Origin of the sequence: Microbacterium sp. NPDC007973 (assembly GCF_042958465.1) — a bacterium.
Taxonomy (GTDB): Bacteria; Actinomycetota; Actinomycetes; order Actinomycetales; family Microbacteriaceae; genus Microbacterium; species Microbacterium galbum.
Genome location: NZ_JBIBJJ010000003.1, coordinates 70705 through 84409, shown reverse-complemented (window position 1 = coordinate 84409; position 13705 = coordinate 70705). Strand labels below are relative to the sequence as shown.

At 72.4% G+C, this 13705-nt stretch carries 13 protein-coding genes; 7 read left to right on the top strand and 6 right to left on the bottom strand.

Annotation, left to right across the window (positions count from 1 at the left end):
• Positions 1-4: 4 nt before the first annotated feature.
• Positions 5-796, top strand: a complete 792-nt coding sequence (locus tag ACFZA2_RS09310; RefSeq protein WP_391403612.1) for a TetR/AcrR family transcriptional regulator — start codon at positions 5-7, stop codon at positions 794-796.
• Between the two features lie 135 nt (positions 797-931).
• Here ACFZA2_RS09310 and ACFZA2_RS09305 read toward each other — a convergent pair whose 3' ends face one another.
• From ACFZA2_RS09305 to pdhA, 3 genes are read right to left on the bottom strand one after another with little or no spacing between them, the layout of a single operon-like run.
• Complete coding sequence (locus ACFZA2_RS09305) at positions 932-2380, bottom strand: dihydrolipoamide acetyltransferase family protein (RefSeq protein ID WP_391403609.1); 1449 nt, start codon at positions 2378-2380, stop codon at positions 932-934.
• Positions 2377-3420 carry an alpha-ketoacid dehydrogenase subunit beta gene (locus tag ACFZA2_RS09300; protein ID WP_391403606.1) on the bottom strand — a complete coding sequence of 348 codons (1044 nt, stop codon included), beginning with the start codon at positions 3418-3420 and terminating at the stop codon, positions 2377-2379. Before ACFZA2_RS09300 ends, ACFZA2_RS09305 begins: the two co-directional genes overlap by 4 nt.
• A gap of 58 nt (positions 3421-3478) precedes the next feature.
• The gene (gene pdhA / locus ACFZA2_RS09295; protein ID WP_391403603.1) at positions 3479-4615 is read right to left on the bottom strand and encodes a pyruvate dehydrogenase (acetyl-transferring) E1 component subunit alpha; all 1137 of its coding nucleotides are present in this window, start codon (positions 4613-4615) and stop codon (positions 3479-3481) included.
• 177 nt (positions 4616-4792) lie between these two features.
• On the opposite strand from pdhA, the gene ACFZA2_RS09290 reads away from it, so the two are divergent.
• The gene (locus ACFZA2_RS09290) at positions 4793-5266 is read left to right on the top strand and encodes an Lrp/AsnC family transcriptional regulator (protein WP_391403600.1); all 474 of its coding nucleotides are present in this window, start codon (positions 4793-4795) and stop codon (positions 5264-5266) included.
• On the opposite strand, the gene ACFZA2_RS09285 is transcribed toward ACFZA2_RS09290, so the two are convergent.
• Positions 5214-6182, bottom strand: a complete 969-nt coding sequence (locus ACFZA2_RS09285; protein WP_391403597.1) for a LysR family transcriptional regulator — start codon at positions 6180-6182, stop codon at positions 5214-5216. The genes ACFZA2_RS09290 and ACFZA2_RS09285 overlap by 53 nt on opposite strands.
• A 101-nt stretch (positions 6183-6283) precedes the next feature.
• Between ACFZA2_RS09285 and ACFZA2_RS09280 the strand changes: the two genes are divergently transcribed.
• Positions 6284-7237 (top strand): NADP-dependent oxidoreductase, encoded by a 954-nt coding sequence (locus ACFZA2_RS09280; protein WP_391403594.1) that lies wholly within the window; start codon positions 6284-6286, stop codon positions 7235-7237.
• A gap of 7 nt (positions 7238-7244) precedes the next feature.
• On the opposite strand, the gene ACFZA2_RS09275 is transcribed toward ACFZA2_RS09280, so the two are convergent.
• Complete coding sequence (locus ACFZA2_RS09275) at positions 7245-8237, bottom strand: DMT family transporter (protein ID WP_391403591.1); 993 nt, start codon at positions 8235-8237, stop codon at positions 7245-7247.
• Between the two features lie 71 nt (positions 8238-8308).
• Here ACFZA2_RS09275 and ACFZA2_RS09270 point away from each other — a divergent pair, with 71 nt between their 5' ends.
• A complete protein-coding gene (locus ACFZA2_RS09270) occupies positions 8309-8866 on the top strand; it encodes a CGNR zinc finger domain-containing protein (protein WP_315995830.1) in 558 nt (185 codons plus the stop codon).
• 27 nt (positions 8867-8893) lie between these two features.
• Here ACFZA2_RS09270 and ACFZA2_RS09265 read toward each other — a convergent pair whose 3' ends face one another.
• Complete coding sequence (locus ACFZA2_RS09265) at positions 8894-9772, bottom strand: alpha/beta fold hydrolase (RefSeq protein ID WP_391403587.1); 879 nt, start codon at positions 9770-9772, stop codon at positions 8894-8896.
• Positions 9773-10002: 230 nt separating this feature from the next.
• Here ACFZA2_RS09265 and ACFZA2_RS09260 point away from each other — a divergent pair, with 230 nt between their 5' ends.
• The 3 genes from ACFZA2_RS09260 (at position 10003) to ACFZA2_RS09250 (ending at position 13652) form a co-directional block, all read left to right on the top strand.
• Positions 10003-10737 (top strand): exonuclease domain-containing protein, encoded by a 735-nt coding sequence (locus ACFZA2_RS09260; protein WP_391403584.1) that lies wholly within the window; start codon positions 10003-10005, stop codon positions 10735-10737.
• Between the two features lie 262 nt (positions 10738-10999).
• Positions 11000-12601 (top strand): DUF222 domain-containing protein, encoded by a 1602-nt coding sequence (locus ACFZA2_RS09255; RefSeq protein ID WP_391403581.1) that lies wholly within the window; start codon positions 11000-11002, stop codon positions 12599-12601.
• A 235-nt stretch (positions 12602-12836) separates the two neighbouring features.
• Entirely contained in the window at positions 12837-13652 is an 816-nt protein-coding gene (locus tag ACFZA2_RS09250; protein WP_391403578.1) for a carbon-nitrogen hydrolase family protein, read from the top strand.
• Positions 13653-13705: the final 53 nt, after the last annotated feature.

Sequence of the window (13705 nt, the reverse complement as noted above, 5' to 3'; positions counted from 1 at the left end):
GCGGATGCCGATGACAAGACCTCTCGACCCCTCCCGCGCCGCGGCCGCCGACGACACGGCGACTCCCCCGGCGGCAGCCCGCGCCACGGCCCCGTCCACGGCGCGCGACCGCGCCAAGGCCGAGCGCCGGGCGGCGCTGCTCGCCGCGGCCGCACGGTTGTTCGCCGAGCGGGGATTCGACGGAGTGACCCTCGGCGACATCGGCGAGGCCGCCGGCGTCAGCGGGCCCGCCGTCTACCGCCACGTCGCGAGCAAGCAGGCACTGCTCGGCGCGATCCTCGTCGACGTCAGCGAGCGCCTCCTCACCGGCGGACGCGCCGTCGCGGCCGCGCATGGTCCCGCGCCCGCCGCCGACGTGGCCACCCGCGGGACCCCCGGCGCCTCGGGCACCCCCGACCGGCGTGTCGCCGACGTCTCGAGCCGTTCTGCCCGCCCGGCATCCGGGGTCCTCGCCGCCCTCGTCGATTTCCACGTCGCGTTCGCGCTCGCCGAGGCCGACGTCATCCGCGTGCAGGACCGCGACCTCGATCGCCTCGCGCCCGACGACCGCCGCGCGGTGCGCCGCCTGCAGAACGCGTACGTCGAGGTGTGGACCGACGCGCTGGCGTCCCCGGATTCACACGCGCGGGACCGGCACGCGCAGACCCCGGGTGCCGAGTCCCCCGCCGAACGTCGGGTGCGCGCCCTCGCGTGCTTCGGCCTCATCAACTCGACCCCGCACAGCGTGCGGGGCGTGCCCGCATCGCGCGTGCGCCCGACGCTCACGCGCATGGCGCTGGCCGCACTGACGGCCTGAGCGCGCTCGCCCCTCCGGGATCGCGCGTCCACGACAGCGGAGGCCCCGGTCACCCCCTCCGGGTGTTCCGCACGCTCGAGCGCGCGCGGCCCGCGCCGAGAACCGGGCGCCGCCGCCTGACGGCGCCCGGAACCTTCACCGCAGCAGCATCGCCCGTCCGGGCTCGCGCAGCACGCCCGCGACGTCGGTGAGGAATCGCGCGGCCTCGGCCCCGTCCACGACGCGGTGGTCGAACGACAGGCTGAGGGTGAGCACGTCGCGCAGGGCGATCTCGCCGTGGTGCTCCCACGGCGTGCGCCGCACGGCGCCGACGGCGAGGATCCCGGCCTCCCCCGGATTGAGGATCGGCGTCCCGGCATCCACCCCGAAGACTCCGACGTTGGTGATGGAGAACGTCCCGCCCGTCATGTCGGCCGGGGCCGTGCGGCCGGCGCGCGCCGTGCCGGCCAGTTCGGCGATCGCGTCGGCGAGGTCGACGAGCGGCAGGCGCTCGGCATCCCGCACGATCGGCACGACGAGACCGCGATCCGTCGCGGCCGCGATGCCGAGATTCACGTAGTGGTGCTCGAGGATCTCGCCGGCGGCCTCGTCCCACCGCGCGTTCAGCGCCGGTGTGCGCCCGAGGGCGAGGCACACGGCCTTGGCGACGACGGCCAGCACGCCGATCCGATGCCCGTCGAGGGCGCGGTCGGTCTTGAGGGATGCCAGCAGCTCGGTCGTGGCGGTGACGTCGACCGTGAGGAAGGTCGTGGCGTGCGGCGCCGTGAAGGCGCTCTGCACCATCGCCGCGGCGGTGTGCTTGCGCACGCCGCGGATGGGCGTCCGGGTGACCCGCTCGCCGGGATCCGGGCGAGCGGCGGTGGAGGCGGGTGCGGCCGGGGGGACCGTCGACGCGGAGACGGAGCGAGCGACGGATGCCACCGGCACCCGTGCCGCGTACTCCTCGACGTGCGCGCGCGTCACCGCCTCCCCGGGGTGGGCGGCCGCGACGAGGACGAGATCGACCCCGAGGTCCTTCGCGAGCTTGCGCACCGGAGGCGTCGAGCGAGGACGCTCGAGCGGTAGGTCGATGGGACCCGTGCGCACCGCATCATGGGGCGCCGCCTCGCGGACCGCCGTGTCGGCGTCGAGGGTCGCCGTGCCGGCGGCGGCTCGGGCGCGGCGCTTCGGCCGACTGCCCGAGACCGGCGCGGCCCCGTAACCGACCAGGTTGGGCGTCGCCCGCTCGGCCTCGGCCGCTGCCGCCACCGCGGGAGGCGCCGCGGACTCGTCCGCGTCCTCGCGCTCCGTCGCCGCCGCACGCTCCGTCCGTGTCGCGGCCGGCGCCGGGTCGTCGGCATCCGTCCCGCCCACGGCGAACGACACCAGCGGGGAGCCGACGGCCACCACATCGCCGGCGGCCGCGTGCAGGCCCTGCACGGTTCCGGCGTAGGGCGAGGGGATCTCCACGACCGCCTTGGCCGTCTCGACCTCGGCGATCGTCTGGTTCAAGGTCACCACATCGCCCTCGGCGACGAGCCACGCGACGATCTCGGCCTCGGGCAGCCCCTCGCCGAGGTCGGGGAGCAGGAACTCGGCGATCATCGCGCACCCCCGCCCACGATCGATGCGTGCGAGCCGCCGGGTGCGGTTCCCGGCGCGTCGCGCTCGAGCACCCGGTCGACGGCGTGCAGCACGCGGTCGAGGTCGGGCACGTGGTGCTTCTCGAGCTTCGACGGCGGATACGGGATGTCGTGACCGGTCACGCGCTGGGGAGGCGCCTCGAGGTACTCGAAGCACTGCTCGGTGATGCTCGCGATCAGCTCCGCGCCCATCCCCGCCTGACGTGCGGCCTCGTGCGTCACGACGACGCGCCCGGTCTTGCGCACGGATGCCGCAACGGTGTTCATGTCGATCGGCGAGAGCGAGCGCAGGTCGATGACCTCGAGCGAGACACCCTCGTCCCCCGCGGCGAGGGCGGCGTCGAGGGCCGTGCGCACCTGGGCGCCGTAGGTGACGATCGTCGCGTCGGTGCCTTCGCGGGCGACGCGCGCGAGGTGCAGGGGCGGCGCGTCGGCGAGGTCGGCGTCCAGGTCGACCTCGCCCTTCGAGTGGTAGAGGCGCTTGGGTTCGAAGAAGACGACGGGATCATCGGATGCCACCGCCTGCTGCAGCATCACGTAGGCGTCCTGCGGGGTGCTCGGGGCGACCACGCGCAGTCCCGCGGTGTGGGCGAAGTACGCCTCGGGCGACTCGGAGTGGTGCTCGGCCGCGCCGACTCCCCCGGCCCACGGGATGCGGATCACCAGCGGCATCCGGATCCGACCGTTGCTGCGGTAGTGCAGTTTCGCGACCTGGCAGACGATCTGGTCGAAGGCCGGGTAGACGAAGCCGTCGAACTGGATCTCGACGACCGGGCGGTACCCGCGCAGGGCGAGGCCGACGGCGGTGCCGACGATGCCCGCCTCCGCGAGCGGGGTGTCGACGACCCGCTGCGCGCCGAAGCGCTGCTGCAGGCCGTCGGTGACGCGGAACACGCCGCCCAGGGCGCCGATGTCCTCGCCCATGAGGAGGACCTTCTCGTCGCTCTCGAGGGCTTTGGCCAGGCCCGCGTTGATCGCGGAACCGAGGGTCAGCGCGGTCATCGCGAGATCTCCTTTCCATCCACCGTGCGTGCGTCGGTCGCCCGTACGCTGAGCGCGGTCACTTCTCGAACCCCGCGAGGTACGCGACGTACTCCGCCTTCTGCCACTCCAGGCCGGGGTGCGGCTCGGCGTACACGTGGTCGAACATCGTCTCGGGCGAACGGGTGGTCGCGCCGATACAGGCCGCGCGCACGTCGGCGGCGAGGGCGTCGGCGGCGCGGGCCACCTCGTCGAGGGCGGAGTCGTCGAGCACGCCCTCGGCACGGAGGTAGGCCTCCAACCGGGCGATCGGGTCGCGCTGCGACCACGCCTCGACCTCGGCGGCGTCACGGTAGCGCGTGGGGTCGTCGCTCGTGGTGTGCGGGCCCATGCGATAGGTCACCGCCTCGATGAAGGAGGGGCCTTCGCCGCGACGCGCGCGGTCGAGGGCCCACCGCATCGCGGCGACGCACGCGAGGGCGTCGTTGCCGTCGATGCGCATGCTCGGGATGCCGAACCCCGGCGCCCGACCCGCGATCGGGTACTTCGCCTGCACGGTGACGGGCTCGCTGATCGCCCACTGGTTGTTGGAGCAGACGAAGACCACGGGGGCGCGGAACGACGAGGCGAAGATCATCGCCTCGTTGACATCACCCTGGCTGGTGGCGCCGTCGCCGTAGTACGCCACGGCCACGTCGGTCGAGCCGTCGCGCTGCGCGCCCATGGCCCAGCCGGTCGCGTGCAGCGATTGGGCGCCGATGATGATCTGCGGGGGCGCCGCGTTGATGGTGGTGTGGTCGTAGGCGGAGTGCTCCTCACCGCGCCAGGCGAGCACGTAGTCGGCGGGCTGGGCGCCGCGGCCGAGCAGCACGCCGTGCTCGCGGTAGCTGGGGAAGACGAAATCGCCGGGGGCGAGGGCGTGCGCGGTGCCGACCTGCACGGCCTCCTGGCCACGGCATGGGGCCCACAGGGCGAGCTGACCCTGACGCTGCAGGGCGACGCCCTCGGCGTCGAGGCGACGCGTGAGGACCATGTCGCGGTGGAGGGCGCGCAGCTCCTGCGGCGAGAGGTCGGCGATCCACGGGTCGAGCTCGGCATCCGGGATCCGCGAGCCGTCGGGCTCGAGCAGGCGCGAGACGTCGTCGACGTCGCCGCGGGTGCCGGTGGGTCCGCGGTCGGCGGCTCCCTGCTCCGGCGTGGTCTGGGTGTACGTCATCGTCATCCCTCCAGGTGCGGCCCGGGGCTCCTCGTGAGAGCCGGGGCGGTCCGGGTGTCGGCAACTCCGCCGACGAGGCCGACCGTACGCGCGGAATGCACCCCGCTCAAGACCTCGCCGTCATATTGAGCAAGGTGCCCATTGCGGAGGGCGGTGACACTGCTAATGTTTCGCACCATGAGCAAGCTCGACGCGGTCGACCTCGACCTCCTCCGCGCCCTGTCCGCCGACCCGCGCGCCACCGTCGTCGCGCTCGCCGAGAAGCTCGGCCTCTCGCGCAACACCGTGCAGGCCCGCATGAGCCGCCTCGAACGCGGCGGCGTCTTCCTGTCGTACGAGCGCACACTGTCGGCCGAGGCGCTGGGCTTTCCAATCGAGGCGTTCCTGCAGGTGACGGTGCGTCAGGCCGAGCTCCCCGCGATCCGCGAGGAGCTCGCGAAGGTCCCCGAGGTGCTGCAGGCCCACGGCCTCAGCGGCCAGGTCGACCTGCTCGTGCGCGTCGCGTGCCGCGATACCCAGCACCTGTTCGACACCGATGCGCGCATCCTCGCGATCGAGGGCGTCGAGCGCACCGAGACCTCGCTCGTGATGGGCGAGGTCATCGGCTATCGCGTGGCCCCTCTGATGGACCTCGCGCGGACGCACCCCTGATCGGGGCGTCACCCGGAGCGATGTCGCGCACCACATGAACCAGGGTGGAGCGCAACCAGCGCGACGCCTCGTCGTCGTCGACGCGTCGGTGCCACCGCTGCTCCACGGGCGCGGTCGGCAGCTCGAGCGGGAGATCGAGGATACGTAGCGGCATCCCGTCATCCCGGAGATGGGATGCCAGGACCCACGGCAGCAGGCATACGAGATCGCTTCCCAGCACCGTCAGCGCGCCGACGATATAGCTCGGCACCACGACGGCGACCTCGCGTCGGCGCCCGCCGGCCTCGAGCAGGTCGTCGACCGGCCCCCGCGCGAGCCCGCGACGCGACGCCGAGACGTGCGGGACGGAGCAGAAGTCGTCGATCGAGACGTGCGCGGCGCGCCCCAACGAGCTCTGCTCCGAGACGACGGCGACGAAGCGATCGGTGAAGAGCGCCTCCGACAGCACATCGGGTGCGGGGTGGATGACGATGCCGACATCGAGGTCGAGCGAGCCGTCGCGCAGCGCCTCCGCGGTCTTCGACTCCTGCGCCTCGAACCGCAGGCGCACGCCTGGCGCTTCTCGCTGGACACTCCGTTGCAGCCGTGGAATCAACGCGGGGGCGAGCGCATCGTTGATGCGGATGACGAAGGTGCGGTGCCAGGTCCGGGGCTCACCGCCGGTGTCCCGCCGGAGCAGATCGGTCTCGTGCAGGATGCGACGCACGCGCGTGACGCTCCGCTCGGCGAACGGCGTCGGGGCGAACCCGCGACCGGCCCGGACCAGGATGGGGTCCCCCATCGCGTGACGCAACCTTCCGAGCGCCCTGCTGGTGGCCGCGACCGACAGGTGCAGCTTCTCGGCCGCGCCGGTGACGGTTCCGGCATCCATCACCGCGTCGAACACGCGGAGGAGGTTGAGGTCGATGTCGTCCACACCACGATTGTGCGGCACGCAAACGTGGGTTGCCGACGTTGCGCTTCCCGAAAGGTACGGGGCGACTCAGACTCGAGAAGTACCGACAACCCGGAGGAACCATGCCCCGCACCATTCGACCCACCGCTTTCGGAGACCCGGACGTCCTCGTCGTCGCCGACACGCCCATGCCCGTCCCGCAGCACGGCGAGATGGTCGTGCGCGTGCGAGCGGCCGGAGTGAACCCGATCGATCGGAAGGTGTACAGCGGAAGCTTCCACGGCAACGACGCGACTCTTCCCGCGCTCGGCCTGGAGTGCGCGGGCGTCGTCGACGCGGTCGGCGCCGGCGTCACCACCGCCGCGATCGGCGACGAGGTGATCGTCTACCCCGTGACCGCGGCGTACGCCGATGTCGTGTGCGTCCCCGCCACGTCGCTGATCCCGAAACCGGTCGGTCTCAGCTGGGCCGAGGCCGGGGGGCTTCTGCTGGCCGGAACGACCGCTGCCCATGCCCTGAGCGCGATCGCGGTCGCCGCGGACGACACCGTCCTTGTGCACGGCGGAGCGGGAGCCGTCGGGCTGATGGCCGTTCAGCTCGCCCGCGCTGCCGGAGCGCAGGTGATCGCCACCGCGTCGCCGCGCAACCATGCGTTGCTGCAGGAGCTCGGCGCCACCCCCGTGGCCTACGGGCCGGGCCTTCTCGATCGCGTCCGGCAGGCGGCCCCCACGGGGGTCGACGCCGCCGTCGACGCCGCCGGAACGGACGAAGCGCTCGATGTGTCCCTGGCGGTCGTCGACGACCCGGGACGCATCGCCTCGATCGTGGGATCGGACCGACGCAACGGTACCGGCATCGCGCTCCTCGGCTACGGTCCCGGCCAAGACCCGGGGTTTGCGGTGCGCGAGGGCGCCCGAGGACGACTGGCGGAGATGGCCGGCGAGGGATCCCTCCGCGTGCTCGTATCCGCCACACTCCCCTTGACCGAGGCCGCCCGAGCCCACGAGATGCTGATGTCGGCGCACTCTCCCGGGAAGATCGTGCTCCTCCCGGAGCCGGACCTCGTGGCTCGGTGACCCGGCGCTACGGCGCCGGCACCACCGGGATGCTCGCCGTCTCGGTCGTCGGCTCGGCCGGGCTCCCGGCATCCAGTCGCACCAGCACCACCCCGACGAGGATCAGCGCCCCGCCGACGAACTGGATCGGCGCGGGCGTCTCGCCCAGCAGCAGCCACGCGAAGCCGAGCGCGAACAGCACCTCGCTGAGCCCCACGAACGAAGCGAGGCGCGACCCGATGAGCGGCACCGCGATCACCCCGAGGGCGTAGCCGAGGGTGGTCGCGACCGCGCCGACCCACAGCAGGGGCAGGATGCCGGGAACCTGGAGCCCCGCGAGCGACACCGTGATCGAGGGCGCGGCGAAGGGCAGCACGCCCACCCCCACGAGCAGGCCCATGAGGAGCGTCCCGGTGAGCAGGCCGCCGGCGGCGAGGGCGAGGGGTGGGAGGTCGTCGCCCGCGCGACCGGCGATCACGAAGTACGCGGCCGCGCAGACGGCGGCGCACAGGGCGAAGAGCGTGCCGAGCAGGTCGAAGCGCGCCCCGCTGATGTCGACGACCAGCACGAGTCCGGCCATCGCGACGACCGAGCCGATGAGCACGGCCTTCGACGGCGCGCGGCGGGTGCGCACCCACACGGCGATCACGATGAGCACCGGGGCGATGTACTGGATCAGCAGCGCCACGGCCACCGGCATCCTCTGCATCGCGGCGAAGTAGAACAGCTGGCAGCCGGCGACCGCGGTCAGGCCGAACGACACGATGAGCAGGCCGTGGCGCCGGAGGAACCCGCGCTGCCGCCGGATCGCCGTGATGAGCGCCGGTGAGAGCAGGAGTGCCGCAACACCCATGCGCACGAGGAGCACGGCGCCGAGCGACCATCCTCCGTCGAGGAGCGGTTTGACGAAGGGGCCGCTGGACGAGAACGCCAGCGCCGAGGCGACGGCGATGAGCAGCCCCGTGACGGCGCCGGAGCCGTGGCGGACGGGACGGGGAAGGGTGACGGACGACGTGGTCATGCGGGCCTGCTGTCAGGAGTCAAGAGTGAGTACACTCGTGACAGTACGACCTGAGAATGTCAGGAGTCAACATGGTCTTCATCCGTGACACCGAACTGGTGCTGCGCGCGACCGTCGAACTGGTCAACACCCTCCCTCACACCGAGGTCAGCGGGGTCGACACCCTCACGACTATGGCCGAGCTCGACGACTTCGCCGAGCGGCACACCTACACCGGTTCGCGCGCGCGAGACGAGCGCGAGCTGGCCGCCGTGCGCGGCATCCGGCGCCGGATCCAAGCGCTGTGGAACGTCGATCGCGATGACGCGGTGCCCCTCGTGAACGCGATGCTGCGCGACGGACGCGCCCTCCCGCAGCTCGTGCGGCACGACGAGTTCGACTGGCACATCCACGCGTCCGAGGCGTCGGACCACCTCGCCCAGCGCATGCTCGTCGAGACGGCCATGGCGTTCGTCGACGTCATCCGCGCCGACGAGTACGCCCGCATCCGCGTGTGCGACGCCGACGACTGCGACGGCGTGTACGTGGACTTCTCGAAGAACGGCTCGAAGCGCTACTGCGACTCCGGCAACTGCGGCAACCGCATGAACGTCAACGCCTATCGGAAGCGGAAGGCCGAGACGGCGTAGTGCGGTTCTGGCGCGGCAGAGCTCGCGTCACTCGTCGCCGAGGAACGTCCGGATCGCGGATGCCGCCGCCTCGGGCGTCTCGTAATGGATGAGGTGCCCGACCTCGGGGATCTCCACCAACTCCGCATCGGGGAAGAGGGTCGCGAGGTGCCGCTCGGCCTCGATCGGAGTGATGTCGTCTTTCTCGGCCGCGATCAGGAGCGTCGGCTGCGCGATGCGCGGCGCGAACTCGCGGACGTCGTGCGAGACGCTCGTCACGAACGCCTCGTGCAGCACGTCGCGGTCGGCGAAGCGGGAGAAGTACTCGTCGTGCTGCTCGTGCACGAAGCGCCGCAGCTCCGGGTCGCGCGTCTTGGCCATGGCGTTGCTCATCACCCGCACGATGAGACCGTTGCGCAGCAGTCCGTCACCGATCGCCCGGGGCAGCTTCGCCCCCGCGAGGTAGTAGAACACCGCGAGACGCGTCAGGACACCGCGCGGACCTTCGAGCGCGGGCGCGCCGATCGGGTTGACGAGGATGAGCTTCGGCGTCTCGAGGCCCGCCGCCACCGCCGCGGACGACACGATCGATCCGAACGAGTGCCCGAGAACGACCGCTCCTGGCGCGACGGCGTGGACGAACGCCCGCAGCCACGCGGCGTAGGCCTCCAGGTCGTGCCGACGCCCCGCCAAGGGCGCCGTCTCGCCGAACCCCGGCAGGTCGGGAGACACGACCCGGATGCCGGGGAGATGCGCCACGACCGGATCGAGCCCGTGATGCTCACCGCGGAAGCCGTGCACGGCGACGATCGTGGTGGCGGCGTCGTCGTTCCCGTAGACCCAGTACGCCGTCGTGCCCCCGAGCACCTCGACCTCGCGTCGCTCGACGGGGATCGCGGCGAGCAGGTCGGCGTAGGGGTTCGGCATGGGTTCGATTTTAGGTGGGGGTTCCGACATCCGCCTGGGTACCCCAGTCGCCCGGGGGCGCACTTTTCCTGCACAACACCCGGACCCCGGCATCCCTCCCCCGTCCCTGCCCGCCTCCCCGCCCACGGCAGACCACTCACTCTCCCTCCACAACACCCGGACCCCGGCATCCCTCCCCCGCCTCTGCGCGCCTCGCCGTCCATGTCGGACCTCCGATCTACGGTGACCCCATGACCCTGTGGCAGGCCGAGCCGCTCCCGCTCTTCCAAGCTCCCGAATGGACGCGTCTCGTCGGCGTCTTCGACCTCGAGACGACCGGCGTCGATGTCGAGACGGATCGCATCGTGACGGCGCACGTGGGCGTCATCGACGCCCATGGCCACGTCGTCGACGCGCGCGACTGGCTCGCCGATCCCGGGGTCGAGATCCCCGACGGCGCGGCCGCGATCCACGGGATCACCACCGAGCGGGCGCGGGCCGACGGCGCTCCGGCACCACGGGTCGTGGCCGAGGTGGTCGAGGCGCTGAGCGCCCTGTTCGCCGCGGGGATCCCGGTGGTGGCGTACAACGCCCCCTTCGACTTCTCGATGCTCAAGCACGAAGCCGTCCGGCACGGGGTACCGCCGATCGATGCCCCGTCGCCGGTGATCGACCCTCTCGTCGTCGACAAGACCTACGACCGTTACCGCCGCGGCAAGCGCACGCTGTCGGTCGTGGCCGAGCACTACGCGGTACCGCTGGAGTCTGCCCACGAGGCGTGCGCCGACGCGGTCGCCGCGGGGCGCCTCGCGCTCGCTCTCGCCGACCGTTTCGGCCCCTGGCTCCCCGCCACGCTCGAGGAGCTGCACACGCGCCAGATCTCGTGGGCCCGGGCCCAAGCGGCGAGTCTCACCGAGTACTTCGTCAGAATCGGACGCCTGGATGCCACGGCTCCCCCGCTCGACGGAGCGTGGCCGATCCGCTGAGAAGCGAGCGAGGCCGGGCGAGCGCGCAAAAGGGCTCGCGGACGCCGTACTCAGCACCGCCCCCAGGTCACCCACGTACGCGACACCACCGCGCCGAAGTACCACCTCTTTTCGTCGTTCTCGCGTGTGCGGCATCCGCCCGTCGAAGAATCGGGGGCGCGCTCCCCCTGCGGCATCAGCTCGTCGACGATCCAACCGTCGCGCCCGCCCCGAGATTCCGGCCCTTCGCGGCAATGTCGGAGGTCCCCGATAGCGTTTCGACATGGACACCTCCGCCCCTCTCGCCGACCGGCCGTCACCGGCTGCGCGGTCGTGGGACGGAGTTCCGTGGCCCACCGACGATGAGCTCGAAGACGAGGTCGCGTGGGCCCGTCTGCTCGATTTCGGCGCGGAACGGCACTCCGGCGACGCGTTCTTTTCTGATGACGTCCTCCCCGACGCGCTCGCGGCCCCTCTCGATGCCGCGAGTGCCTCAGCTTCCGATCTCGACGCGATCCTCGGCCACCTCGAGCTGATCGCCGCCGAGCGCCACCGTCTCGCGGCCGACGAGGGCCGTCTCATCGCGGCGGTCCTGCGCGACGCCGCCGCAGACCCGACGCCCTGGGTCGGCCCCGACCCGACCCTCGACCTGGCGTGGAGCGATCCGCGGGGCCGCACGGCCCCCGCGGTGCGACGCGACCGCGTCGATCTCGCGCAGCGCGCGGCGGCTGCCGAGATGGCGGTGCGTCTGCGCCTGTCGGAGCAGACCATCCGCACGCGTGCCACGCATGTCGAGGCGCTCCGAGAGCGCTGCCCCCGGCTGTGGGACGAGTTCGCCGCCGGACGGACGTCGGAACGCCACGCCGTCGAGGCGGCACGGCTCGCGACCTCCCTCCCTGACGACGAGACGGCGTGGAGCGCGTTCGACGACGGCGTCGCCGAGACCGCGGCGAGATTGACGCCCACGAAGTTCACCGTCGCCGCGCGTGCTCTCCGCGAGCGCGTGCACGCCGAGTCGATCGACGTCCGTCATCGCCGCGCCGCGCGCGATCGCGGGGTGTGGATGACGCCGGAACTCGACGGGATGGCCTCGCTCAACGCCCTTCTCCCCGCCGAGCGGGCGCGCAGGATCATGACGCGCCTCGATCTCGCCGCTCGGCACCTATGCGCTGCACCGGACGAGGAGCGCACGCTGGCTCAGCTGCGCGCCGACGTTCTCGCCGACCTCGTGACGACTCCCACGCCCGATGCGGCTGCGGTCGATCTTCCGACCGCCCTCGCGCCTAGAAACGACTCCGGGCCCCAAGTCGACGCCACTTCCCGACACACTGCCGCGCCCGCAGACCCGCCCGCTCCCGCACCCCTGCCAGCACCTCCACCGGCACCCCCGCCCGTCCGAACCCACCCGTCCTCGCCCACCGTCGTCGTCGTCACCATCCCCGCGCTCACCCTCCTCGGTGCTGACGACCGCCCCGCCACCCTCGACGGCTACGGCCCCATCGACCTCGACACCGCGCGCCGTCTCGCCGGTGAAGCGAGCTCGTGGGTGCGCCTGCTGACACACCCCGTCACCGGAGCACCACTCGTGCTCGATCGACAGACGTACCGCGTTCCCGCGGCCCTCCGACGATGGCTCGGCGTGACCTCACCGACCTGCGTCTTCCCCGGCTGCAATCGGCCCGCACGCGATTGCGACCTCGACCACCTCACCGCCTGGGCCGACGGCGGCACCACGGATGCCGACAACCTCGCGCCCGAGTGCCGCCACCACCACCGCCTCCGACACGGGACGCGGTGGACGCCGACGCACGATCCCGCCACAGGCGACCTGCGATGGACATCCCCCCTCGGCGGCACGTACGACACCGATCCGCCGCCGTTCTGAGCGCGAGGCGAGCATCACCCTCGCCGTGCACCGCCCCGGACCCGCGCCCTGCGGCCCGCACCCGCACCCGCACAAAGCTGCCTCCGCATCACCCCGAGCCCGCACCACCCCGCGCCCACACCACCCCGCGCCCACACCAGCCCGCCTCCACACCACCCCGCCGGCGCACGCGCCCTACCCGGCCGCCCACCGTCTCCTGGACGGGCCCGCACCACGGGAATGCCACACTGGTCCCGTGACCTGCCGCATCGCGACCATTCAGATGAAAGCCGTTCCGGGCGACATCGACGCGAACGTCGCTCTCATCGCCCGCCTCGTGGACGACGCCGCGGCGGGAGGAGCAGATCTGGCCCTCTTCCCCGAGGCCGCCGTCACCGGGTACGACGTCCGCGCGTTCACCGGTGCCCTCCCCGAGCTCCGCCCACACGGGTGGTGGGCCCCCGTGCAAGACGCTGTCGACCGCACCGGCGTCGTCGCCGTCGTCAACACCGCCCTTGAGCGCGAGGGATGCCGCGCCCTCAGCGACGTGATCCTCGCCCCCGGTCGCGACCCCCTCGCCGCTTACGACAAGCAGCACCTGCACGACAGCGAACGTACGCTCTTCACACCCGGCGATCATGGCGCCTCGTTCGTCCTGAACGGCCTGCGCTTCGCCCTCTCGGTCTGCTACGACGCGAACTTCCCCGAGCACGCTGCCGCCGCAGGCCGGGCCGGAGCGCACGTCTACCTCAACAGCGGCGCGTATTTTCCCGGGGGCGAGCACCGTCGCGATCTCCACTACGCCGCCCGTGCCCTCGACAACGGCATGTACGTGGTCTTCAGCGGCCTCCTCGGCGGGCCGCACGCCTTCATCGGCGGCTCCGCCGTCTTCGATCCGCTCGGCCGACGCATCGCCGCGGTCGGCGAGGGCGAGCACGTCGCGTTCGCCGACCTCAGCGCGGAGGTCGTCGGCGAGACCCGCGCGCGCCAGCGGATGTGGGCGGATCATCGTGACGAGCTGGGCCCCCACCGCCCCGTGGGGTCGTTCCACACGGCCGACGCGGCGCGCTGACCGGAGGAGCGCCCTCAGCGCGCCCGGCGCAGGCACCCCGTCACACCCGGCGC

What these genes read in the sequence shown, in the direction of transcription:
- ACFZA2_RS09280 (WP_391403594.1), top strand. Translation starts at nt 6,284, where the DNA reads ATGCCCCGCACCATTCGACCCACCGCTTTCGGAGACCCGGACGTCCTC.
- ACFZA2_RS09265 (WP_391403587.1), bottom strand. Translation starts at nt 9,772, where the DNA reads ATGCCGAACCCCTACGCCGACCTGCTCGCCGCGATCCCCGTCGAGCGA.
- ACFZA2_RS09275 (WP_391403591.1), bottom strand. Translation starts at nt 8,237, where the DNA reads ATGACCACGTCGTCCGTCACCCTTCCCCGTCCCGTCCGCCACGGCTCC.
- ACFZA2_RS09305 (WP_391403609.1), bottom strand. Translation starts at nt 2,380, where the DNA reads ATGATCGCCGAGTTCCTGCTCCCCGACCTCGGCGAGGGGCTGCCCGAG.
- ACFZA2_RS09310 (WP_391403612.1), top strand. Translation starts at nt 5, where the DNA reads ATGCCGATGACAAGACCTCTCGACCCCTCCCGCGCCGCGGCCGCCGAC.
- ACFZA2_RS09255 (WP_391403581.1), top strand. Translation starts at nt 11,000, where the DNA reads ATGGACACCTCCGCCCCTCTCGCCGACCGGCCGTCACCGGCTGCGCGG.
- ACFZA2_RS09300 (WP_391403606.1), bottom strand. Translation starts at nt 3,420, where the DNA reads ATGACCGCGCTGACCCTCGGTTCCGCGATCAACGCGGGCCTGGCCAAA.
- ACFZA2_RS09260 (WP_391403584.1), top strand. Translation starts at nt 10,003, where the DNA reads ATGACCCTGTGGCAGGCCGAGCCGCTCCCGCTCTTCCAAGCTCCCGAA.
- pdhA (WP_391403603.1), bottom strand. Translation starts at nt 4,615, where the DNA reads ATGACGTACACCCAGACCACGCCGGAGCAGGGAGCCGCCGACCGCGGA.
- ACFZA2_RS09270 (WP_315995830.1), top strand. Translation starts at nt 8,309, where the DNA reads ATGGTCTTCATCCGTGACACCGAACTGGTGCTGCGCGCGACCGTCGAA.
- ACFZA2_RS09290 (WP_391403600.1), top strand. Translation starts at nt 4,793, where the DNA reads ATGAGCAAGCTCGACGCGGTCGACCTCGACCTCCTCCGCGCCCTGTCC.